The organism is Pasteurella skyensis (genome assembly GCF_013377295.1).
Lineage (GTDB): Bacteria > Pseudomonadota > Gammaproteobacteria > Enterobacterales > Pasteurellaceae > Phocoenobacter > Phocoenobacter skyensis.
In genome coordinates, this window is the sequence record NZ_CP016180.1 from 1,056,839 (window position 1) to 1,076,531 (window position 19,693).

Consider the following 19,693-nt stretch of genomic DNA (forward strand, 5'->3'; position numbering starts at 1 on the left):
CTTATCCTATTTTTTATCAACCAAAGTACATTTATATATTTTTTCTCCTACAAAAAATCCACCATTCTTTTCACACTCTTCTGCAACTACAAAATGAGCGTATGTGTAACCAATGCATACTCCAAGAAATAAAGTCAAAATCGTTGTAGCTAAATAATTCTCAGTTATTGCACAAGCAATTGCTCCCGCAATTAAAGCCAAAATAATAAGTGCAGTCATTTGTTTTGTTTCCTTTGTAGTTCCATATATTCACTATTTTCAGGAATTGTTAAGCTAATCCCTAAATCTAATGCCCAATCATAAACTTGGTCTAAATAAAACTTCATTTCTCCCACATCTAAATCTGATGTATGTCTTAACTCTGATTTAATGGTAATTTCTTTGGTAATCGCATTGATATATTCTTTTTCTTCCCAACCTAAAAACGTATTTTTCATCATATCTTTAACTTTCTCAGGCGTGTATTTTGGGTTCTTTTTAATAAATACATCACTCATTTCCTTGTACCACATATGGCTTAAGCTATTTTGTGATATAGAGCGTTTTTCTCTCCATTCTCTGATTGTTATTCGCCATACTTTTCCATCTGTAACACATTCAAGTAACTTTTTCGATATAAGCCCAAATGTATCAGTACTTAATTTTAAATCACAACTAGCCATTAGCCTTACACTGCCCTATCTATCTCTTTAATCTTCGCTAAATCCATCTGACGAGTAACAAATCCTTGCTTAAATGGACTAAGCTCAACCACAATAGAACCTTTGTTATTTCCTTTCACTTCCTCACCTGTAACAGGGTGTAAGAAGCTAATGCGACCACCTATAATGTCTGTTACTTCTGTTGCATTGTCCCGGATCAACTTGTACCACTGTGTAGATTTATCAGCTGGTAATAACATAACAACAGTATTACCGTACTTCATTAACTCAATCGCTCTTTCAACAAAAGGCTTAATGTTCGAATAAGGTGGATTAACAAAAAATCTGAATGGGTAATCCATATAATCCGATATGAAACCCATTAAATCGAATGTTAAAAAATCCTTGTGATAATTGTCTGAACCAATCCAAGTGTGGCACAAAGCATTTTCTTCTACTGCACAACCATCAACATTAAACTCGTAAATTAAGTTTAACCAGTTAAAAAAGTATGGTGGTGTTCTGTAGTGATCTTTGTTAAATTCTGTCATTGTCCTACCCCCAATTGTCATTTAAAAATTTACTCCACTTTTAACATTGGCTTTTTGTGAACCAATTTGTTCAACCTCTTCAGAAGCGATTCTTTGATCGCACTCTAAAAATTTCCCTTTCTCAAATTTAAAATAAGCTGTCCCCAGTCCACCAAAACGGTTTTTTGTTACGATAATTTCTGCATAAGGATTATTAGAATTTGGGTTTATTGCTCGCTCGTTATAAATCATTAAAATCTGACTTGCAGTTTTTTCGAGAATTGACGAACCACTTAAATTTTGGTTGGTTGGGCGTTTATTTGCTCTCTTTGATGTATCCCGGTTTACTTGTGAAAGCAAAAAAATTGGTGTATAAATTTCTTTGGCAAAGTCTTTTAAATCTTTCACTATGTCCACCAACTCCAAATCAGGACGGCTGTATGTTTTAAGCGAACGAATTAACTCTGCATAGTCAATCATAATAAAATCAATCAACTTGCCTTCATCTAATCGTTGTTGTGTTAAATATTTGATCTCGTTTGTTGTTAATCCACCTTGATCGACAATACACAGATTCTGCTTTAACAATTCACGATGTGCGTTTAAAATTTTTTCCCAATCATCATCATTTAAATAAATTGGATTACGTAATTTTGTGGAATTTAAATGTCCAATATCAGAAATTAAACGCTCAACAATCTGTGATTTATCCATTTCAAGAGAAAAGAACAAACCACTTTTACCTTGTTGTAATAAGCTCTCTGTAATCATCAGAGCCGTTTGAGTTTTCCCTTGCCCTGATTGACCAGCTATGATAATCAAATCCGTAGGGTTAAAACCTGTCACAATATCATCAATCGCCTGAACACCTGTTTTTAACAAACGTGCCTCTTTCTTACCTGTTCTACGCTGTTCAATTAGATCTAGATAGCCATTCAGTAATTCAGGAATTTCATAACCACGCACAACTTGATTTTCAGAAAGTGTGTGTTGAATTTCTAACAACGCTTTATTCAAAATATCTTCTGCTTGTTCATCAGTACGAGCGTTTGAAAGCTGGTGATGAGCTTCTAGCATTGCTTTCATTGCAGTACGTTTACTCCACAACGATTTAACTCGTTCTGCATAACCTGACAAGTTGCTATAAGCGGTCGTATTTTTTACGATTTCTGCAAGCATTGAAAAATCCTCTCCAAATTCTTCGCTAAGCATTAAAATATCGATCAGATTATCTCTCAGAGCTTGCTTGCGGATATTTGTATAAGTCAATGCAAGTTTATAATTCTTAAACATTTCAGGCTCTAACCAGTTTAAAACTTCTCTAGCTTTAGTCGTTAATCCACCTTTTAAAAACGAACCTACTACAGCATATTCAGCGTTAAATGATTTGCTTTGCATTAGATTTCACCTCTACGTGTTTTAAACAACGTTTCAGGCTTCATCAAAAAACTAAAATTAGCTTTCCAGCCATTTTTATTTTCACCAAAATAATACGAACTAGCATTTTCAGAAAAGAATTCAAAGTAAGCTCTAAATCCATCAATATTTTTTCGTTCTAATAAATCAAGAAGATTTAAAATTTGAGTTTCAGCAAAATCGTCTTTTTCCATATAATCTAAACGACCATCAAAAATATTATTAAAACACTCAATAACTTCATCAAAATTGATTTTATTTTTAGTTACAGAACTTTTAACCCAATCTGCGTTAAAACCTTGCCAACCTCTTTCCATAATCAACCCTAAAACCTCTGATAATGGCAGTCTTGCCTTTTCTGCTTGTGAATTAAGTCTTTTAAGAGCAGTCAAAGTTAAAGGTGCCTTTTTATCTTTGCGATACTGAATAAATTCTTTTGCTAAAAAATGATCAACGTTTTTATCTAAACAAAAATCCAAAATATCATTTTTCCCTCGCTTTATATTATTTGTATTTAATAGTGTATTTATATTGTCTTTTGTAGAGGTACATTTTTTGTACCTACTACTAGGTACATTTTTTGCACCTACACTAGGTACATTTTTTGCTACTGGTTGCGGTTTTTGTAACTGGGTACATTTTTTGCTACTAGGTACATTTTTTGCTACTGGTTTATCTTTTTCTAAGAATGCTATTTTCTCTAAATGAAACTTAGTAATTTTTCCCTTTTTTCTATCACATTTAATCAACCCATAATCTTCTAATTCTTGTAAAACATCACTTACTGTTCTTTTATCTTTGATCTTAGTTACTGTTTTGAATTGACTTATACTTATGTAATCACTTTCTTTTTGCCAACCTGTTGTTTTTCTAGCAATAAGAAGATAACATTTAACAGAGTTTCCTGATAAATCACCCATCATTTCATCAACAAAAGCATTAGGTATTTGAAATGAATTTGGTATAAAATTACTCATAGTTCCAACTCCTGTAAAATTTTTCTGATTTCTTTTTCATATTCAGATTGTGTTAAATTTTTTTGATAAAGTTCCCGCTTTCTTTGTTCGTACTCTTGCCAAGAATTAGTTTCTTCTGTACAATAATCACTCATTGGAAACCTCCTTTTTAGGGTTGTAATTAACCACTGTGTCCGCAGTGGTTTTTTATTTGTATAAATTTGTAGATTTGATAATATCTTCAACGGTAAACTCACCGTTTGAGACTTCACTCAGTTTAATTAAATACTTTGCATTAACACCGTATTTACAGTTATACCAAGCAGCAACACTCACAGGAGAAGCACCAATAAGCTTTGCTAATTCCGCCTTTGAACCAGCGATTTCTATTAATCGTCCTATTATTTTATTTCTTTTCATATATAAACCTTTCTTTAAAAAACCAAGTAAATATTAAAGAAAACTAAAATAAAAGTAAAGTTAAATTTATTGTGATTTATTTTACTTACATAAAGATTTCTTTATAATTTAAATGAGCATATATAAAAGGGAGGGATAATTATGAAAGAATTAGGTGATAGAATTGAATATGCTTTAGAGTTAAGAAATACAGATAGAGCTTTCTTAGCAAAGAAATTAAACAGAACACGAGCAGCTATTGGAAACCTTATAAACGGCAAAGTAAAAAAAGTTCCTATTTATGAAATAGCAGAAGCATTACATATTGATCCTGACTGGCTCTTAACTGGAAAAGGAGAACCGGGTTCTTATGCTTTAACGAATATCAGCACTCAACAAGATACAGATCATTCTTATAAAATTGATTTATTAGATGTTCAAGCAGCGACAAATCATACTGGCATAATCAATAATCAGTATCCAGAGGTAATACAATCTATTTATTTCTCAAAAGATGGAATGTTGGAAATCGTAGGTAGAAAATCAAATCAAGGTCTAGCACTGATTACTATTCCTAGCGACAGTATGTCTCCAACTATCGAAAAAGGGGATATTGTGTTTGTAGACACAACCATCAATTATTATCAAGGCGAGGGAATTTACATTTTCCTAACTAACGATGAAACATTTATAAAACGCTTACAGCGAGTACCAAGTGGCACATACAAAGCATTGTCTGATAATCAATACTACGCACCATTTGAGCTAACACCTGACGAATTTGAGCAAGTAAGAGTTATTGGTAAGTTTGTAAGAGTGTTGCCGATTGATCCGAGAGATTTGTAAGTATTTTTTGATAAAAATAATAAATTTTAGAACCTAAAAGGAATATTGTATGAGTATTATTTTAAATAGACAGTAAATCACGGTGAAATTACAATAAACACTAAACCAATAAAGCTACTAACTCACACTTAGTAGCTATTTTTTTGCCTAAAATTCTTAAATTTCGCAAACTTTTCTACAAAACCCACCGCTTGCAGTACAAAAAATAAGCAAACAAGCCATTTCTTTAAAAATATTTTCTTTTTAAAATCAACCTTTTATAAAGTTTTCTTTATTTTTATTAAATTTTTCTTTAAATCAAACTTTACAATTAATAAAGAAAACTTTATTATACACACATCAAAACGAAACGAGATAGATACAAGTCAAGTTTCGATGTTCTTTAAAAATTTGGGAATGAAAGAAAAACACATAATTTGATTGATGTTTGCCTATGGTGAGAATGTTAGTGAAAGTGTAGTAACAGACCTACCGCATTCAACAGAGTTATACCCAGCAGGGCAATACAGATATAACCCAAACATTAATCAATAGTGTGATAACCCTTCGTCAAGGAGACGGCAGAAGCGAAGCATAGGCGAGAGGGTTAAAGTTTTAGTCACTACGTAAAGGGATTATTTACTTGTCAAAAGTACGCCCTGTGTAGCCAACGCTCGATATAGGGAGAGGTTGGATAAGATGTCGCATAGTGCATCTAATGACACAAAGAAGCTAGTTTTGAGTAGAAAACTAGTGAGCTGTCTATATCGTGAGTTACGTAACCCACAAGCGGCAATGCGTAACAGACGGAACTCTAATGCCTTTGGAGTTTGTGTAATGAGAGAGTCTTGGCAAGACGTGTAAGGTTCCACAGAAACCAACTATGCAACTTTTTAAGTCGTTATACACTTTATCTACTAGAGATTAAGTATAACTGCGCTAATTTAGTCAGATTAGCTAAGTAAATTTAGAAATAGAGGGATAATGAGTTCTAGTTAGTCACCCTCTCAACTTAAGCTTTAAGCAGAGAGTAAATACTTTAAATGACACAATTTATTTACTCTCGACTTTATGAGCGAGAGTGTAGGTTCAAGTCCTGCCTTGCTCTCATTCTAAAATGCTTTTATTAGAGAGTGTTTTAGAATGATTAAAAAAATACGGAGTAAAATTATGAGAGTTAATGTAATTAATTTTGTAGAAAATAATGTTTTTGAAACCTGCGCTGTAAGTGAATTTTTTTGGCGCCTGAACTGTGGGAGAGGTAGTTATCCCACAGGTGATTCAGCTAGATTTTTTATTGACCCATTATTAATACCCTTTGCTACAAGTTATAGCAAAGGTGGTAATAATTGTCCGCCGAGTATTTTTATCGACAAGCACAAAATGACTAGAACGCAAAAAAATGCGTTAAAATTTTTAATACTCGGTAAAACGAGTAAAGCTCTAAAATATTTAGAGCAATTAAATGCAGATATGAAAAAAATAAGATATATCTTAAAAACTGAGCAATTTAAAAAGGCTCAGAAAAGGGGCTGGATTACAGCCAATATTGTTTATATCTTATACGGTACTAGAGATATAACTCGCATTATTCAGCCCACAGCAGTGAGTGACTATATAAAACGTGATCGTGTTTATATTTCTGAATTTACATATGTAAAAGTGCTTCACGATAAACCAATGTGCATTCATATGCTGCATTTAGAAGATAAAGATAAAATTAAGAAGTTGAAAAACAAGAAATTGCGAACATTACCAATTTTATCTTACGCTGCTTTTCATTTTGATTATTATCAAAAAGTAGATGAAATCAAAAAGATCAAATCTAAAATGTCTAAATCTTACAAAGCGGGTCGAAAAAGACGTAAGGTGAGGTAACGAACAACCGCTTAGAGCAAGTCAAGACATATGCTAAGCCTATTGCTACATATGTCGTTAAATGTCTTAATTTAAAACTGCTAGGGCTTAGTAGAAGCTATATCAATCATCAGTCACTGATGTTGTGTAGTAATAGCTTGAGAGTGCGATTCTCTCCCCTAGCTTCTTAATAATTAAAAGGAATTGTTATTACGGAATGATACAGAATTGCGTGTATCTTAAATTTCCTAGCTTCGTGAATAGCTAACACGAGAACTTGAAAAGCCGTGCTTAATTCTAGATAAATCAGCGATAAATACAATAGCAATTCACTTTTAATTATTAAGTAAGCCATCATTTCAAAGCTCTTTCTAATCCAAAGAGACATTAGTTAGCTAGCACGACGGAGAATGCGAGAAGAGAGAGCTTTGAAATGATAGGCACTACTTTTAGTAAATTTTAGATACGGAGTAAAAAAAATGAAGTACGAATTAACAGATGAAACCATCAATTATGGTGGCAGAACTCTATACAGAATAAGAGCATTAAAGAATTTTTTTGGTGTAGAAAAAGGGGATGCTGGTGGTTATGTAGAAAAAACTCAAAACTTATCACAAAAAGGCAACTGTTGGATCTATGGCAATGCCAAAGTATGGGGCAATGCCAAAGTATATGGCAATGCCGAAGTATATGGCGATGCCAAAGTATACGGCAATGCCGAAGTATACGGCTATGCCGAAGTATGTGGAAATGCCAAAGTATGGGGCAATGCCGAAGTATGGGACAATGCCCAAGTATGGGACAATGTCCAAGTATGTGGCGCTGCCAAAGTATGGGACAATGCCAAAGTATATGGCAATGCCGAAGTATATGGCGATGCCAAAGTATATGGCAATGCACAAGTATGGGGCAATGCCGAAGTATGGGACAATGCCCAAGTATACGGCTATGCCAAAGTATATGGCAATGCCGAAGTATGGGGCAATGCACAAGTATGGGGCAATGCCGAAGTATGGGACAATGCCCAAGTATACGGCTATGCCAAAGTATATGGCAATGCCGAAGTATGGGGCAATGCTAAGATCCAAGATAATGCAGTAATTAAAAACAAAAAAGACTGGTTTTCTGGCTCTAATGTTGGCCCAGAAAATGGAGCATTAACTGTTTATAAAGCTGAAGATGGCTTAATGTCTACAAGAGGATGTTTCTGTGGAACAATTGAAGAGTTTTTAGTGAAGTCAAAAGAAGTTCACGATGATAAAACCCACAATGAATACAAGCTACTAATTGAAGTAGCTAAAAGTAGTATTTTGGGATAAACGTTGAGCATTACAACGTAAAAGAAATGCGATTTGACATAAGACTCCGTTTGCCCCTGAAATTAAGTAAGGGGCTTTTCTACTCTTCGATATATTTTTACTTCTAAATGAAATTAAAGATCACTTAACCAAATAACTAAAAATTTGAGTGGCTAGGCGTGGATTAATTACCCAAGCCGAAAGAGTAAAACCCTATTACTTTGCCACTCTCTTATCTTCAACCAAAAACCGACCGCTTATTCCTTGCGAATTTACAAGCGGTAGGTTTCTGCAACCAAAATTCAGTAAATGGAGTAAAAAATGAACATTTTCTTAGACAAAGTTAATCTACTTCTTATCGCTAGTATTGTATCTGTTTTTATTTTTTTAAACGCTCACACATACGTTGATGATGAGACAGCTAATGCTATCAACACTTGCTCACTTCAACAAAGCAAGTGGGTAACAACTAAAACAGGGGGTTATTGTGAATAAATTCAATATTGGCGATTTAATCGCTGGCGTTGTGTTTCTATGCTTTCTAATCTTAGTAATACACACAGCAGGAGTTTTCTAATGGTATTAAGTAGAGATGAAATCATTAAAAAAATGGTTGATGACAAGTTTAAAAACTTACAGTCTCGCATAAGTGTTGAAGAGTACTTCTGCATTGATGATGACAAGCTAGAGAAGCACTACACTGCTCTAGCTGAGAAAGAGTTAAAAGATATGGAAGAAGATGTTGAATTAGATTGGCGAGATCCTGAAATTTTTGAGCCATATAACTATCAAGGGGGAATTAAATGATAGACGTAGATAAACAAAGCGAATGGGAAGACCCTGATACAGGAGTTATTTTCGTAAATAAAGAATTAAAAAACGCATTAAAGCAAAACAATGAGGAGAAACAAAATGAAAGTCTTTCTTGATATAGAAACAATTCCAACACAAAACGAAAAAATTAAACAATGCATTGCTGAAAAAGTAACGCATCCAGCAACAATGAAAAAAGCAGAAACTATTGAAAAATGGGAGCAAGAAAGTAAACCACAAGCAATAGAAGAAGCGGTAAGAAAAACAGGGCTAAATGGAGCATTTGGCGAAATTGTCTCTATAGCTTGTGCAATTGACGATGGCGAAGTAAAAGCTTTCTATCTTGATGATTGGCAACAAGCAGACAGAGAAGAAATTATTCTAAGCCAGTTTTTTAATTACGTTAATGAAAACTACACACCTTGCTGTGACTTACCTCCTTGCTTTATTGGTTTTAACTCTGTTGCTTTTGATTTGAAATTTATACACCAACGTTCGGTTGTTAATAAAGTTAAACCTTGTGGTAGATTTCCTGTTAATCCTAAAGCTTGGGATAACAATGTTTATGATGTAATGGTGGAGTATGCTGGTTTTGGAAAGTATATATCGCTTAACGATATGGCTTTATCGCTAGGCATTGATGGTAAAGGAGATATTCAAGGCTCTGATGTTTGGCAATATGTACAAGATGGGCGAATTAAAGAAGTAGCAGAATACAATAAGCACGATGTAGAAGTAACTCGTGAATTGTATAAACGATTAAATTTTATTGAGTGAGGTTAAAAATGAGTATCGCAACCTTAATACTAGGCGAAAGCGGAACAGGTAAATCAGCAAGTTTAAGAAATTTAGACTCTGAAAAGGTGTTACTAATCCAAGTTGTACCAAAGCCACTACCCTTTAAATCTACAAGTTGGAAACCGTTAAAAAAGGATAAAGAAACAGGTTTACTTACAGGAAGTGTATTTGTTACAGATAACCCCGAACAAATATGTAATGCCATAATGAAATCAGAGAAAGACATCATCATTATTGACGATTATCAGTACATAATGGCAAATGAATTTATGCGTCGTGGTAGTGAAAAAGGATTTGATAAATTCACTGAAATTGGTGTTCACGGTTGGCAAGTGGTGGACTGTGCAAGCAAAGCCCATAGCGAAAAGCGAGTTTATATCCTTGCCCACACACAAAGCGATGATTTAGGGAAAATCAAAATTAAAACCATTGGAAAAATGGTTGATGAAAAAATTACATTAGAAGGTTTATTTACCATTTGCCTACGCACCCAAGTCAGCGGTGGCGAGTATAAATTCTCAACCCAAAATAACGGATCAGATACAGTAAAAAGCCCGATTGGATTATTCCAAGAAAGCGAAATAGATAATGATTTAAACCTTGTCGATAACGCAATCTGCGACTACTACGACATTAAACCACAAACAACATCAGAACAGGAGAACTAAAATGAGCATTCAATTTACTTACAACCAAGAACAAGCAGTTAAAGCAGGAAATTCTAACTTTATTTCTGAAACAGGAGCATATAAATGTACTATTTTGGAAGCAAAATACAACAAAACAAACAATGGAGCGTTAGCTTTAGAACTTTCGGTAGAAACTGATGATGAAATGAAAGGTAATTACATCTCTATTTTCTATCAAGCAAATAATGGAGAGCCATTGCAAGGCGGACATAATATGATACAAGCAATTATGGGTTGTGCTCGTATTCGAGAATTAAGTCGTACATTAAAAGATGGCAAGGATATTGCACCTGAATTAACAGGTAAAAAAGTAGGGTTATTCTTGCAAAAACGTCTTTACACTAAAAGTGATGGCTCAGATGGTTATCAGTTCCAAATTGTGTGTCCATTTGGTTATGAAACAGGTAAAACATTAGCAGAGTTCATTGAAAACAGACCTGCTGAACGTATTGACTATCTTATCTCACACACAAAAGACAAAGACGATAGAAGCCGCCAAGCTTCACAATCGCAACAAAATCCATACCAAGCTCAAAATGAATTTTATGAACAACCTGCGCCTACAGGTGATATCAACGATGATATACCGTTCTAGATTATTTGTGTATTAAATATGAGACATAAATCTGTTTGTGTCTCAAAATCAGCAAAATTCAACACACAAAGAAAATAGTGGCTCAAATGTAACACGCAAACCACAGGATGATAACTTTGATGATGATATTCCGTTTTAGGAGTGGTAACGCCAAAAAGGTATTAAACAGCATTTCTATTTGTTGCTCTTATAGTTCAGATGAAGACAAAAATGCTCTTGTATTTCAAGGTGGAGACCCTGTCAGAACAAGTCAGACACTTGCTGAGAGTTTAGACACTATTCGTTGCAAATGGGATATAACCTGTGGTGTATTCTGTCGAGATCAAAAGGGCAAGCACTGGGCGATGTATTGCAATTTCAGGTTTTTAATGAAATTGGCACAGCTTTTGAACTCAACTGCAATACCCCTGTTATTGATTATCACACAAATAAAGCGTGGTATGACTTAGCAAAGGATTTCAGATGGGAAGAAGTAGAACTAGATTTGAGTGAGTATTTAGAATAAAGGGAGTAAAGAAAATGAGTTTATTTGATCAAGTAGAACAAGAAATTGAGAAAGTAACTAATGAGGTATTTCAGCAGATTGAAAAAGCAAAACTTCTTATTAAAAGTATTGACCCAGAAGATGATGATTTTAAGCATAAAATTGAAAAAGCTTTAGGTTATTTAGGCGATGCACAAGCAACTCTTGGAGACTTGGAATAACGGAAGAAAAATAGGTTTTTCTTCTAGTGTTGAAATAACACAGGAAGAAATAACAGTTTATAGATAACCCTTGCAATGCAGGGGTTTATTTTTTAAGGAGCAAAAAAAATGAAAGAATTTAAAGCAGGGGACAATGTTTATTGTCCAAAACTCGGAGGAAATATATTCACTCTTAAGGATGCAGCCAAGTTTAACGCCGCACCATACAGTTTATTTATACAATTAGATGATGGTAGGGTGAGATTTACTGCTCACGGACAAGCAAATGAAGCAGACTGTGTTCCAAGCTTATTCCACGCAACACCAGAAAACCACCAGCGGCTGTCTGACCTACACTCTGATATTGAGTTTGAGAAACCAAAGTTGAAAGGTGTCGAGTTAGCTAAGAAACTTTGTGAGCGTGGTGAAGTGTTTTTTGCTATGTGTTCTAATGATGAGATGCCATTATTAGATGATAATGAAGCTATTTTCCCAGTTATTCAATATTGTGGTGATACTGCCTATAGTTTTGAAACAAAGAACGCAGTATACAAGTTTGTATTACCGATAGAAATTGTTAATAACAAAGTGGTAGAGCGTGAAGAATAAAATTTATTAAATCAGAGTCTTTGGTAAAAGATTAAAAGGAGAACAAAATGGCCACTAATTTTATTGAAGAAACTAAGAGAGCTATTGCTGATGCAGAAGAACAAGCAGGACAAAAACTGACTATTAAAGAATGGTCTTTTGCTTGGTGCTACAACTTTAGTTATTGCAAAGATAATCACGTGTATGGTACTGGCTTACCAGATTTTAATCGCTTGCCAAATGATGTCATATACTATGATTCTGGATATGGTGTCAATTTCTGGGACTTAGAGCATACATTCATCGTATTTGATGATGGAACTTGGTTAAGTAGACGAGAGTACGATGGTGCCGAGTGGTGGGAATATAATAAACCGCCGAGCGTTGCAGATTTTAAAGGAGAAAAGAAATGAGAGAATTAGAATTTAGGGCTTGGGATATTGAAAAACGACAAATGTTACCTGTAGTTTCACTGGGATTTCACACAATGGTTTCTCCTCCAAATGATGATGATGAAGGAAATAATTCATACGAGTTGCAAACTGAATTATATCCTGATGGCTCAGGTAAAATAACAGGTTATGTAATGCAGTACATAGGACTAAAAGACTGTGAGGACAAGCCAATTTATGAGGGTGATATTGTTAAGTTTACACAGTGGTGGTTTGATAGAGAAGAAAGAGAAACGACTCTTATTGGATACATAAAATATTCGGCAAAAGAATTATGTTATGTTCTAGCTGGAATAGCTGACAGAAAATTTAAAGAAGACACATCTGGGTCAGATGACTGCCCGCTTCATCTTTTGTCTACATTTACTGAAGATGATTTTGAAGTAATTGGCAATATTTATCAGAACCCAGAATTATTGGAGGGCTTAAAATGCGAGACATAATCCAATCAGCTAAAAAGATTCACAAGCAAAGGCTATCGAAAGAGTGGGAATATAAAAATCTTGCTCAACAAGCTAGTAGATTAGAACAAGAAGATAACCACACAGAAGCAGCTAAGATATGGAGTAAAGCAATTGATAAAGCGCCGACTAAAAAACAAAAAGATTGGTGCGATTATCGAGTTAAATATTGCGAGAGAACAGCAGAAGTTAAAAAACTGGTTGAAAAAGATAGTGAGCAAGGTTGAAAAAATAAAGAGTTTAGTATAGCATTTAGTCAAGTGCTTCAAACACACTAACTCACAGCATAGAAAGCACCGCATTTTGCGGTTTTTTTATATCCAAATTACCCTAATTTAGTTAAGAATTAGGAGTGTTGGGTGTCCTTGTAATATATCTAAAATGCAAGGAGGACTGTTGTGAGCAGTTTGTTTGAAACACCCAACACTCCCCTCTTTCAAACAAGGGGATAAAATAAACTCACAAAAAGGGTATAAAACTATGCAAAACTCAATTCAAAACGAGCAACACATAGAAGTAATACTTAGTTTGTATCACTTCTGTTTACAAGCCCACGAAATGCGACAACGACTTCGTCAAACACATCTAGCAAGAATGATAGACGATGAAATAGGAGGTCGCTACTTAGCAAATTTAGGATTACCTCTTAAGCAGTCATTAGACAAAGCACGAATACATATCTTTCAGAACTCGGAGCGTATTATTACTGCTCCACATAGTAATGTTTTACACTGATTAACTATAAAGCCTGCAAATCGCAGGCTTTTTTAATATAAGGAAATAATAATGAATAAATTACTACCTTTTAAAGCTTGGTACAACGATAAGATGTACACAGTCTATGCAGTTAAATGGACTAAAGACGGAACATACTTATTACTAGGCGATGAACAATCGTCTATTACGGTAAATGAAGAAGATTGTACTGCGTGTCATCCTACTTATACGCAAGACATCAATGGAAAAGAAATCTATACAGGTGATATAGTTGAAGTCACAGAAAGTGATGATTGGACGCTTTATGACGTTGTTATATTTCATAAAGGTAGATTTAATCTTGATTATTTTGGGGAAAGTTTAGATCATTATAAAATAGAAATTAAGGGCAATTTCTACGAAAACCCTGAACTGCTAGAACAATAGATATTTGACAACCGCAAAACTTCGTATTAAGATAAACACACTTTCAAAAGAAAGTCAGGATTGGTCTCCTGTTTAGTATGGAGCGGTTATAGTAGAACACGCTCAAGCGTGTTTTTTTATGGCTGAAATCTAGCAAATCAAAACAAAAGTATTTTTTACTTTATGTTGTCAATGGTGGGCTAGGTGGAAGTCCGAAAGGACACCGTTACTCCGTACACGGTAAGACCAATTCTGCCTAGTTCGCCACCAATAATTGGTCTTTGAGGTGGTGAGTTTTTACAACTTAGTTGCGGAGAACGTCAAAAATGACAACATTAACAATTCTAGAAACACCTATTTCAACTTTTGAAAATCTTTACTCTTTAAATGATCTACATAAAGCAAGTGGTAATGATGCAAAGCATAAACCTGCAAACTATCTTCGCTTAGAACAAACAAAAGATCTTATTTGCGAACTAGATAAAGAACAGTTCTCAGATATGAGAAGTACTTTAAAAGTTATAAACGGTGGTAGAAATCGTGGTACTTATGTTTGCGAAGAACTAATGCTCTCTTATGCAATGTGGATTAGTCCAAAATTCCACTTAACTGTATTAAGAACATTTTTAGATTTATATCGAGTGCCAAAAATAAACGCTAGCCAAAAACGAACCTTGATCAATTTAGTAGATCAAAGAGTAAAACGTACAGGTGAAACACATCAAGCAGTATGGAAGAAGTCAAATACTGCATTTGGTATCAACAGCTATCACGAATTACCTACACATCAATTTGATGACTATGTCGAATTTGTAACAGGAATGAAAGCAATCCCTCAGCAAATGCCGACAAATCAGCTAGACAACTACGACAAAAAAGCATTGGTTTGGACGTGGTTCGCATTACATCAATGTTTAGATTTTCTTGACGATATAGTTATTCCGTTAGAGAAACTGGGGTCAAGATATGATGCTCGCTCTCTTGCTACTGAGTATAAAAATACGCTTAACTTATCGCATAGAGTAATCAACAAACTAACTCAAGATTATGAAGACGATTGGGGAATGGCATTGCCAATGCTAAGAAACCACAAACCAACAGGATTAGGGGCAATCGCTCGCTAACTTGCAAAAACCGAATTAAATGTAACCGCTTATGTTAATTCATAGGTGGTTTTTTATATCTGAAAAGTAGAGGAAAACAAAATGACAAATAAAATAGTAGAAGAGACACTAAAAGAGCGTGGTGAAACCTATGGCGATTTTGAAGACGTAGCACAAGTATCGCAGCTATTAAAGGGCATAGTGATACACGCAGGGAACCGAAAGAAACTTACTGATGTACAACGAGAGGCTCTAGAGATGATTTGCGTAAAACTCGCACGTATTTCAATGGGCGATCCTGATTATGAAGATAACTGGCGAGATATTGCGGGTTATGCAATATTGGGTGGCAGTTTAGAAAAGGAGTAAAAAAATGGAACAACAAAATACTATTCAAAAACAACTACTCACACTTGATGAAGTAGTTGCTATGACAGGATTTTCTTCATCCACAATATACAAATATATGGATCAAGGTAAATTTCCAAAGCCTAAAAAATATAGCACTAGAAACGTACGCTGGCGTTTAACAGATGTGCAAAACCACATTAATGCTTAATTATAAACCCTTTGAGCAATTTTCAACATAATCACCCCATTTTTGCATTAAATTCTTACGCTGTTCTAAATAATTAGAACGGTTATAGGCTTTTCTAACTGCATTTTTTATACCGTGTGATAAACACGCTTCTATAACATCATATTGTTCTAAAAATTGCTCATTTAAGTAAGTGCTAGCAATACTTCTTAAACCGTGTGATGTCAATTTACCACTGTAGCCGATTAAACCTATTGAGCGGTTAGCCGTTTGTGGGTTTAGTGGCTTAGTGGGATTTCTAAAACTAGCAAAAATATATTTGCTGTTTCCAGTCAATTCTTTCATCACTTCTAAAATAGCTAACGCTTGAGTAGAAAGTGGTACTGTATGTGCCTTTTTACCGCCTTTCATCTTCTGAGATGGGATATTCCATAGCTTGTTCTCAAAATCAATTTCAACCCATTCTGCATTTGCTGCTTCCTTAGGTCTTACCATTGTCAATAATTGCCACTGAATAAGTTTTTTTGTTACTAGCGAAATATTACTATTTCGCAAAGCATTTAAAAACTCAGGCAAGTCCTCAGGTCGAATACTAGGATTATTTATTACAGACTTCCTCATAAACGTGCTACCAACCTTAGTACATTTATTAAATTCTAATATTCCAGAATTAACTGCAAAATCAATTACTTCATTCACTAATCTTGATAATTTTTTTACTGTGTCAGTTTTTCCTTGTTTATTTAAAGGCTCAATAGTTTTAATAACAAGTTGAGGCGTGATTTCAGAAACTGGAAAATGCCCCATCTTAGGAAAAATGTGATTTTCTAAACGTTGCCAATTCTTAATTAACGTAGATTGAGCTACTTCTGTCTGCTTTTTAACTTTCCATTTACAAGCTATTTTAAAAAAAGTGTTATCTTGCTTTTCTAATGTCTCACGTTCTATTTTTTGTCTGTGGACTTGCGGATCAATATTTTGAGCAAGCAAAGATAAATACTCTTGTCTTAACTCTCTTGCTTGAGCAAGGCTAACGTCAGGATATCGACCTAAACTTAAATCATTCCTAGTTTTTGCAAAAGGGCGATAATAATTAAATCGCCATAATTTACTTTTATTAGATTTCACTAATAAATAAAGCCCTTTACCGTCTGTTAGTCGATAGTCTTTTTCTTTTGCTTTTGCCTTATCTACTTCTGTATTTGTAAGAGGTCTAACTATTTTTGCCATAATTTTAGTAGTACAATTTTGTGATGAAAATTAAATTTTTAGTAGTATTGTGTATTGTACTACTAAATGTACTCCTAAAACTCAAGGAAGTAAACGGATTTTTACGGAAATATACGGAAGAAAGAGGAAGAAATAACCCTGACGGTATAGATACTATCAGGGTTTTCAAATAAGTATACGGAAGTAAAAAGAAGTATACGGAATAAATTTTGGTGCTCTGAGCGAGACTTGAACTCGCACGTCCTACGGACACTACCCCCTCAAGATAGCGTGTCTACCAATTCCACCACCAGAGCGTAATTCTATTATTGAGGAATGTCGCTATTTTTGTTTTCTACTGGAGCGACTGTTTCAACCTGTTCTTGTTGAACATTACTTAGATCTTCAAATTGGCTTTGAGGTTTTGAACTATGAGAGTTTAAGTTTCCAATCACTAAGCTAATTCCAAAGAAAACGATGGTTAATAATGTAGTCGTTCTTGATAAAAAGTTAGCCGATCCCGCTGAACCAAAAACAGTTCCTGATGCACCTGCACCAAATGAAGCACCTGCATCAGCACCTTTACCTTGTTGCATTAATATAAATGCGATTAGAATAATCGCAACCACTAAATACGCAATTGTTAGGACATTAATTAACATTATTTTTTCTCAAAATTCTATTATAAAAAATAAAATTCTGTAACCCTTTGTTACAGAACCCATCAAACGTTGTGTATAATAACTTTTTCACTTTTTTCTTGCAAGTAAAAAATCCATTTATTGCTGTACACCTGCTTTATTTTTCAACACTTTAGGCTTTATAACGTTTCTTAGTGTTGTAGGGTTGTTTTTGAAGCGGTACGATTCGACTTAAATTTTGCAAAATTTGTCGATTTGGACTCACTAATAAATGCGGTAACTTTTCATTTAATTCTGACATAAAGGTTTGATAAGTAGCTTCTTTTTTACTCATTTGGTTAAGTTGCATTTCCCAATAAGCCGTCATATCAGGAATTGTCGCCACTTCTGGTAATGCTTGAATTAAAATGCGTCCTGCTTCGGTACTGTGAATTTGTCTGCCTTTTTTAACTAAAAAACCTCGTTTAAACAATAATTCAATAATGCCTGCACGTGTTGCTTCCGTGCCTAAACCGTCGGTTTCTCGTAATATTTTTTTTAACTCTTTGTCTTGCACAAAACGAGCAATACCTGTCATTGCAGAAAGTAACGTCGCATCACTAAAATGACGAGGTGGTGTTGTTTTTTTACTGACAATTTCGCCTTTTTCACAATGTAGCTGTTGATCCTTTTTGACTATCGGTAATACCGCTTCTATCACTTCATCGCTGTCTTCTTTTCCCAGTAATGTTTTCCAACCTGCTACAATTAAATTTCTTGCTTGAGCAATAAATATTCCCCCTTCAATATCAAGGGTTATTTTTCCTTTTCGGTACTCTGCATCAGGACAAAATTGCATTAAATATTGACGAGCAATTAATTGATAGAGATTACGTTCATTTTCAGTCAGATGTACATTACCTGTTCGAGCCGTTGGAATAATAGCGTGATGGGCTTCAACTTTTTTATCATTCCAACAACGGTTTTTACGTGTTGTATCAATAACCTCTGGTAATGTTTGATAATCCGTTAAATGATGAGAAATGGCATTAATCACATTAAGACGATCACCGTAATGCTCTGTCGGTAAATAGCGATTATCTGAACGAGGATAAGTGATCAGTTTATGGGTTTCATACAACTTTTGACAAGTATCTAACACCGCTTGCGCAGACAATCCAAAACGTCTCGCTGCTTCAATTTGTAATACTGAAAGTGAATAAGGCAGTGGCGCAGTTTCTGTTTCAATTTTATTTTGATAGTCCTTTACTAATGCAGGTTTGTCTGTGATCCGCTTAACGACGTTTTCAACTAACCCTTTGGAAAGTACTCTGCCCTCTTCATCTTGATAATCTTCACACGCTTTACTGGGTTTCCATTGTGCCGTAAAACGTTGCTGAGTTTCAGGAACAAGAATATGTGCCAGCACTTCAAAATAATCTTTAGGAACAAAATTTTCAATTTCTAAATCACGGCGTACAATTAATCCTAATACAGGCGTCTGCACTCGTCCAACAGAAAGTACACCTTTGTAACCTGCCTGTTGCCCTTGTAACGTATAAGATCTTGTCATATTGATACCATAAAGCCAATCCGCTCTTGCCCTTGCTAAAGCTGAGGTAGATAGCGGTATGAAGTCAGTATTTTTTTGCAATTTTTCGACAGCTTTGATGACGGCATTTGGGTTAAGGTCACTAATTAAACAGCGTTGAATTTGCGATCTTTTTTCTACGGATAAATTCATATACCCAAAAATTTCATCAACCAATAATTGCCCTTCTCGATCAGGATCTCCTGCGTTGATCAATACATCTGCTTTTTTAATCAGCCTTTCAACCACTTTAAATTGTTTTAACGTATTTTTTTTAGGTATCCATTGCCATTTTTGTGGAATAATGGGTAAATGCTCCATTCGCCACGTTTTATAACGTTCATCATAGGCTGCTGGTTCAGCTTGTTCTAAAAGATGACCGATACACCAAGTCACCACATCATTTTGACCACATTCAATAAAGCCATCTCCTCTTTTATGAGGCTTTGGCAATACATCCACAATAGCCCTTGCGAGACTAGGTTTTTCCGCTATAAATAAACGCATA

The 19,693-nt window shown here is 34.7% G+C and carries 30 protein-coding genes and 1 tRNA gene; 20 read left to right on the plus strand and 11 right to left on the minus strand.

Annotation, left to right across the window (positions count from 1 at the left end):
* Nucleotides 1-6: 6 nt before the first annotated feature.
* Genes A6B44_RS05140 through A6B44_RS05170 form a run of 7 tightly spaced genes read right to left on the minus strand, consistent with a single transcriptional unit; the run spans nt 7 to nt 3,963 of the window.
* Nucleotides 7-219 carry a hypothetical protein gene (locus A6B44_RS05140; protein ID WP_090921884.1) on the minus strand — a complete coding sequence of 71 codons (213 nt, stop codon included), beginning with the start codon at nt 217-219 and terminating at the stop codon, nt 7-9.
* On the minus strand, nt 216-662 hold the full coding sequence (locus tag A6B44_RS05145) for a NinB/YbcN family protein (protein WP_090921886.1): 447 nt from the start codon (nt 660-662) through the stop codon (nt 216-218). The genes A6B44_RS05140 and A6B44_RS05145 overlap by 4 nt, the downstream gene beginning before the upstream one ends.
* Nucleotides 663-667: 5 nt before the next feature.
* Complete coding sequence (locus A6B44_RS05150) at nt 668-1,192, minus strand: phage N-6-adenine-methyltransferase (RefSeq protein WP_090921995.1); 525 nt, start codon at nt 1,190-1,192, stop codon at nt 668-670.
* A 21-nt stretch (nt 1,193-1,213) separates the two neighbouring features.
* Nucleotides 1,214-2,569, minus strand: a complete 1,356-nt coding sequence (locus A6B44_RS05155) for a DnaB-like helicase C-terminal domain-containing protein (protein WP_090921888.1) — start codon at nt 2,567-2,569, stop codon at nt 1,214-1,216.
* Nucleotides 2,569-3,564, minus strand: a complete 996-nt coding sequence (locus A6B44_RS05160; RefSeq protein ID WP_090921890.1) for a replication protein — start codon at nt 3,562-3,564, stop codon at nt 2,569-2,571. Before A6B44_RS05160 ends, A6B44_RS05155 begins: the two co-directional genes overlap by 1 nt.
* The gene (locus tag A6B44_RS05165; protein WP_176673479.1) at nt 3,561-3,698 is read right to left on the minus strand and encodes a hypothetical protein; all 138 of its coding nucleotides are present in this window, start codon (nt 3,696-3,698) and stop codon (nt 3,561-3,563) included. The genes A6B44_RS05160 and A6B44_RS05165 overlap by 4 nt, the downstream gene beginning before the upstream one ends.
* A 52-nt stretch (nt 3,699-3,750) precedes the next feature.
* Complete coding sequence (locus A6B44_RS05170; RefSeq protein WP_090921892.1) at nt 3,751-3,963, minus strand: YdaS family helix-turn-helix protein; 213 nt, start codon at nt 3,961-3,963, stop codon at nt 3,751-3,753.
* A 141-nt stretch (nt 3,964-4,104) separates the two neighbouring features.
* Here A6B44_RS05170 and A6B44_RS05175 point away from each other — a divergent pair, with 141 nt between their 5' ends.
* The 20 genes from A6B44_RS05175 (at nt 4,105) to A6B44_RS05260 (ending at nt 15,786) form a co-directional block, all read left to right on the plus strand.
* Complete coding sequence (locus A6B44_RS05175) at nt 4,105-4,788, plus strand: XRE family transcriptional regulator (RefSeq protein ID WP_090921894.1); 684 nt, start codon at nt 4,105-4,107, stop codon at nt 4,786-4,788.
* Between the two features lie 717 nt (nt 4,789-5,505).
* Nucleotides 5,506-5,631: a hypothetical protein gene (locus A6B44_RS10920; RefSeq protein WP_256211146.1), complete on the plus strand. Its 126-nt coding sequence runs from the start codon at nt 5,506-5,508 to the stop codon at nt 5,629-5,631.
* 306 nt (nt 5,632-5,937) lie between these two features.
* A complete protein-coding gene (locus tag A6B44_RS05180) occupies nt 5,938-6,645 on the plus strand; it encodes a hypothetical protein (protein WP_090921896.1) in 708 nt (235 codons plus the stop codon).
* Nucleotides 6,646-7,103: 458 nt separating this feature from the next.
* Nucleotides 7,104-7,943 carry an LbetaH domain-containing protein gene (locus A6B44_RS05185; RefSeq protein WP_090921898.1) on the plus strand — a complete coding sequence of 280 codons (840 nt, stop codon included), beginning with the start codon at nt 7,104-7,106 and terminating at the stop codon, nt 7,941-7,943.
* 555 nt (nt 7,944-8,498) lie between these two features.
* Nucleotides 8,499-8,729: a hypothetical protein gene (locus tag A6B44_RS05190; protein ID WP_090921899.1), complete on the plus strand. Its 231-nt coding sequence runs from the start codon at nt 8,499-8,501 to the stop codon at nt 8,727-8,729.
* Nucleotides 8,726-8,851: a hypothetical protein gene (locus A6B44_RS10925; protein WP_256211147.1), complete on the plus strand. Its 126-nt coding sequence runs from the start codon at nt 8,726-8,728 to the stop codon at nt 8,849-8,851. The genes A6B44_RS05190 and A6B44_RS10925 overlap by 4 nt, the downstream gene beginning before the upstream one ends.
* A complete protein-coding gene (locus tag A6B44_RS05195; RefSeq protein WP_090921901.1) occupies nt 8,835-9,512 on the plus strand; it encodes a ribonuclease H-like domain-containing protein in 678 nt (225 codons plus the stop codon). Before A6B44_RS10925 ends, A6B44_RS05195 begins: the two co-directional genes overlap by 17 nt.
* Before the next feature lie 8 nt (nt 9,513-9,520).
* Nucleotides 9,521-10,201: an ATP-binding protein gene (locus A6B44_RS05200; protein WP_090921903.1), complete on the plus strand. Its 681-nt coding sequence runs from the start codon at nt 9,521-9,523 to the stop codon at nt 10,199-10,201.
* Nucleotide 10,202: 1 nt separating this feature from the next.
* Complete coding sequence (locus A6B44_RS05205) at nt 10,203-10,817, plus strand: hypothetical protein (protein ID WP_090921905.1); 615 nt, start codon at nt 10,203-10,205, stop codon at nt 10,815-10,817.
* Between the two features lie 289 nt (nt 10,818-11,106).
* Nucleotides 11,107-11,322: a hypothetical protein gene (locus A6B44_RS05210; RefSeq protein WP_143054816.1), complete on the plus strand. Its 216-nt coding sequence runs from the start codon at nt 11,107-11,109 to the stop codon at nt 11,320-11,322.
* Nucleotides 11,323-11,336: 14 nt separating this feature from the next.
* Entirely contained in the window at nt 11,337-11,522 is a 186-nt protein-coding gene (locus A6B44_RS05215; RefSeq protein ID WP_090921909.1) for a hypothetical protein, read from the plus strand.
* 108 nt (nt 11,523-11,630) lie between these two features.
* On the plus strand, nt 11,631-12,110 hold the full coding sequence (locus tag A6B44_RS05220; RefSeq protein WP_090921911.1) for a hypothetical protein: 480 nt from the start codon (nt 11,631-11,633) through the stop codon (nt 12,108-12,110).
* 47 nt (nt 12,111-12,157) lie between these two features.
* Entirely contained in the window at nt 12,158-12,502 is a 345-nt protein-coding gene (locus tag A6B44_RS05225; RefSeq protein WP_090921913.1) for a hypothetical protein, read from the plus strand.
* Nucleotides 12,499-12,984: a YopX family protein gene (locus tag A6B44_RS05230; protein ID WP_090921915.1), complete on the plus strand. Its 486-nt coding sequence runs from the start codon at nt 12,499-12,501 to the stop codon at nt 12,982-12,984. Before A6B44_RS05225 ends, A6B44_RS05230 begins: the two co-directional genes overlap by 4 nt.
* A complete protein-coding gene (locus A6B44_RS05235; protein WP_090921917.1) occupies nt 12,972-13,229 on the plus strand; it encodes an ANR family transcriptional regulator in 258 nt (85 codons plus the stop codon). The genes A6B44_RS05230 and A6B44_RS05235 overlap by 13 nt, the downstream gene beginning before the upstream one ends.
* 253 nt (nt 13,230-13,482) lie before the next feature.
* Nucleotides 13,483-13,737, plus strand: coding sequence for a hypothetical protein (locus tag A6B44_RS05240; protein ID WP_143054817.1), 255 nt, complete (start codon nt 13,483-13,485; stop codon nt 13,735-13,737).
* Nucleotides 13,738-13,830: 93 nt separating this feature from the next.
* Nucleotides 13,831-14,145, plus strand: coding sequence for a YopX family protein (locus tag A6B44_RS05245; protein ID WP_176673480.1), 315 nt, complete (start codon nt 13,831-13,833; stop codon nt 14,143-14,145).
* Nucleotides 14,146-14,450: 305 nt separating this feature from the next.
* Nucleotides 14,451-15,248: a KilA-N domain-containing protein gene (locus A6B44_RS05250; RefSeq protein ID WP_176673481.1), complete on the plus strand. Its 798-nt coding sequence runs from the start codon at nt 14,451-14,453 to the stop codon at nt 15,246-15,248.
* An 81-nt stretch (nt 15,249-15,329) separates the two neighbouring features.
* A complete protein-coding gene (locus A6B44_RS05255) occupies nt 15,330-15,596 on the plus strand; it encodes a DUF6378 domain-containing protein (RefSeq protein WP_090921923.1) in 267 nt (88 codons plus the stop codon).
* A 4-nt stretch (nt 15,597-15,600) separates the two neighbouring features.
* The gene (locus tag A6B44_RS05260) at nt 15,601-15,786 is read left to right on the plus strand and encodes a helix-turn-helix transcriptional regulator (protein ID WP_090921925.1); all 186 of its coding nucleotides are present in this window, start codon (nt 15,601-15,603) and stop codon (nt 15,784-15,786) included.
* Here the strand turns inward: A6B44_RS05260 and A6B44_RS05265 are convergent, their stop codons facing one another.
* The 4 genes from A6B44_RS05265 to A6B44_RS05280 all read right to left on the minus strand — a co-directional run bounded on the left by A6B44_RS05265 (nt 15,787) and on the right by A6B44_RS05280 (nt 19,692).
* On the minus strand, nt 15,787-16,995 hold the full coding sequence (locus A6B44_RS05265; RefSeq protein WP_090921927.1) for an integrase arm-type DNA-binding domain-containing protein: 1,209 nt from the start codon (nt 16,993-16,995) through the stop codon (nt 15,787-15,789).
* Between the two features lie 210 nt (nt 16,996-17,205).
* Nucleotides 17,206-17,291 (minus strand) — tRNA-Leu (locus A6B44_RS05270).
* Nucleotides 17,292-17,300: 9 nt separating this feature from the next.
* Entirely contained in the window at nt 17,301-17,636 is a 336-nt protein-coding gene (gene secG / locus A6B44_RS05275; protein ID WP_090921928.1) for a preprotein translocase subunit SecG, read from the minus strand.
* Between the two features lie 151 nt (nt 17,637-17,787).
* Nucleotides 17,788-19,692 carry a DNA topoisomerase III gene (locus A6B44_RS05280; protein WP_090921930.1) on the minus strand — a complete coding sequence of 635 codons (1,905 nt, stop codon included), beginning with the start codon at nt 19,690-19,692 and terminating at the stop codon, nt 17,788-17,790.
* Nucleotide 19,693 lies beyond the last annotated feature (1 nt).

Excerpts from the sequence above, each read along its gene's own strand:
- A6B44_RS05140 (WP_090921884.1), bottom strand. The coding sequence starts at position 219 with ATGACTGCACTTATTATTTTGGCTTTAATTGCGGGAGCAATTGCTTGT.
- A6B44_RS05145 (WP_090921886.1), bottom strand. The coding sequence starts at position 662 with ATGGCTAGTTGTGATTTAAAATTAAGTACTGATACATTTGGGCTTATA.
- A6B44_RS05150 (WP_090921995.1), bottom strand. The coding sequence starts at position 1,192 with ATGACAGAATTTAACAAAGATCACTACAGAACACCACCATACTTTTTT.
- A6B44_RS05155 (WP_090921888.1), bottom strand. The coding sequence starts at position 2,569 with ATGCAAAGCAAATCATTTAACGCTGAATATGCTGTAGTAGGTTCGTTT.
- A6B44_RS05160 (WP_090921890.1), bottom strand. The coding sequence starts at position 3,564 with ATGAGTAATTTTATACCAAATTCATTTCAAATACCTAATGCTTTTGTT.
- A6B44_RS05165 (WP_176673479.1), bottom strand. The coding sequence starts at position 3,698 with ATGAGTGATTATTGTACAGAAGAAACTAATTCTTGGCAAGAGTACGAA.
- A6B44_RS05170 (WP_090921892.1), bottom strand. The coding sequence starts at position 3,963 with ATGAAAAGAAATAAAATAATAGGACGATTAATAGAAATCGCTGGTTCA.
- A6B44_RS05175 (WP_090921894.1), top strand. The coding sequence starts at position 4,105 with ATGAAAGAATTAGGTGATAGAATTGAATATGCTTTAGAGTTAAGAAAT.
- A6B44_RS05180 (WP_090921896.1), top strand. The coding sequence starts at position 5,938 with ATGAGAGTTAATGTAATTAATTTTGTAGAAAATAATGTTTTTGAAACC.
- A6B44_RS05185 (WP_090921898.1), top strand. The coding sequence starts at position 7,104 with ATGAAGTACGAATTAACAGATGAAACCATCAATTATGGTGGCAGAACT.
- A6B44_RS05190 (WP_090921899.1), top strand. The coding sequence starts at position 8,499 with ATGGTATTAAGTAGAGATGAAATCATTAAAAAAATGGTTGATGACAAG.
- A6B44_RS10925 (WP_256211147.1), top strand. The coding sequence starts at position 8,726 with ATGATAGACGTAGATAAACAAAGCGAATGGGAAGACCCTGATACAGGA.
- A6B44_RS05195 (WP_090921901.1), top strand. The coding sequence starts at position 8,835 with ATGAAAGTCTTTCTTGATATAGAAACAATTCCAACACAAAACGAAAAA.
- A6B44_RS05200 (WP_090921903.1), top strand. The coding sequence starts at position 9,521 with ATGAGTATCGCAACCTTAATACTAGGCGAAAGCGGAACAGGTAAATCA.
- A6B44_RS05205 (WP_090921905.1), top strand. The coding sequence starts at position 10,203 with ATGAGCATTCAATTTACTTACAACCAAGAACAAGCAGTTAAAGCAGGA.
- A6B44_RS05210 (WP_143054816.1), top strand. The coding sequence starts at position 11,107 with ATGGGATATAACCTGTGGTGTATTCTGTCGAGATCAAAAGGGCAAGCA.
- A6B44_RS05215 (WP_090921909.1), top strand. The coding sequence starts at position 11,337 with ATGAGTTTATTTGATCAAGTAGAACAAGAAATTGAGAAAGTAACTAAT.
- A6B44_RS05220 (WP_090921911.1), top strand. The coding sequence starts at position 11,631 with ATGAAAGAATTTAAAGCAGGGGACAATGTTTATTGTCCAAAACTCGGA.
- A6B44_RS05225 (WP_090921913.1), top strand. The coding sequence starts at position 12,158 with ATGGCCACTAATTTTATTGAAGAAACTAAGAGAGCTATTGCTGATGCA.
- A6B44_RS05230 (WP_090921915.1), top strand. The coding sequence starts at position 12,499 with ATGAGAGAATTAGAATTTAGGGCTTGGGATATTGAAAAACGACAAATG.
- A6B44_RS05235 (WP_090921917.1), top strand. The coding sequence starts at position 12,972 with ATGCGAGACATAATCCAATCAGCTAAAAAGATTCACAAGCAAAGGCTA.
- A6B44_RS05240 (WP_143054817.1), top strand. The coding sequence starts at position 13,483 with ATGCAAAACTCAATTCAAAACGAGCAACACATAGAAGTAATACTTAGT.
- A6B44_RS05245 (WP_176673480.1), top strand. The coding sequence starts at position 13,831 with ATGTACACAGTCTATGCAGTTAAATGGACTAAAGACGGAACATACTTA.
- A6B44_RS05250 (WP_176673481.1), top strand. The coding sequence starts at position 14,451 with ATGACAACATTAACAATTCTAGAAACACCTATTTCAACTTTTGAAAAT.
- A6B44_RS05255 (WP_090921923.1), top strand. The coding sequence starts at position 15,330 with ATGACAAATAAAATAGTAGAAGAGACACTAAAAGAGCGTGGTGAAACC.
- A6B44_RS05260 (WP_090921925.1), top strand. The coding sequence starts at position 15,601 with ATGGAACAACAAAATACTATTCAAAAACAACTACTCACACTTGATGAA.
- A6B44_RS05265 (WP_090921927.1), bottom strand. The coding sequence starts at position 16,995 with ATGGCAAAAATAGTTAGACCTCTTACAAATACAGAAGTAGATAAGGCA.
- secG (WP_090921928.1), bottom strand. The coding sequence starts at position 17,636 with ATGTTAATTAATGTCCTAACAATTGCGTATTTAGTGGTTGCGATTATT.
- A6B44_RS05280 (WP_090921930.1), bottom strand. The coding sequence starts at position 19,692 with ATGCGTTTATTTATAGCGGAAAAACCTAGTCTCGCAAGGGCTATTGTG.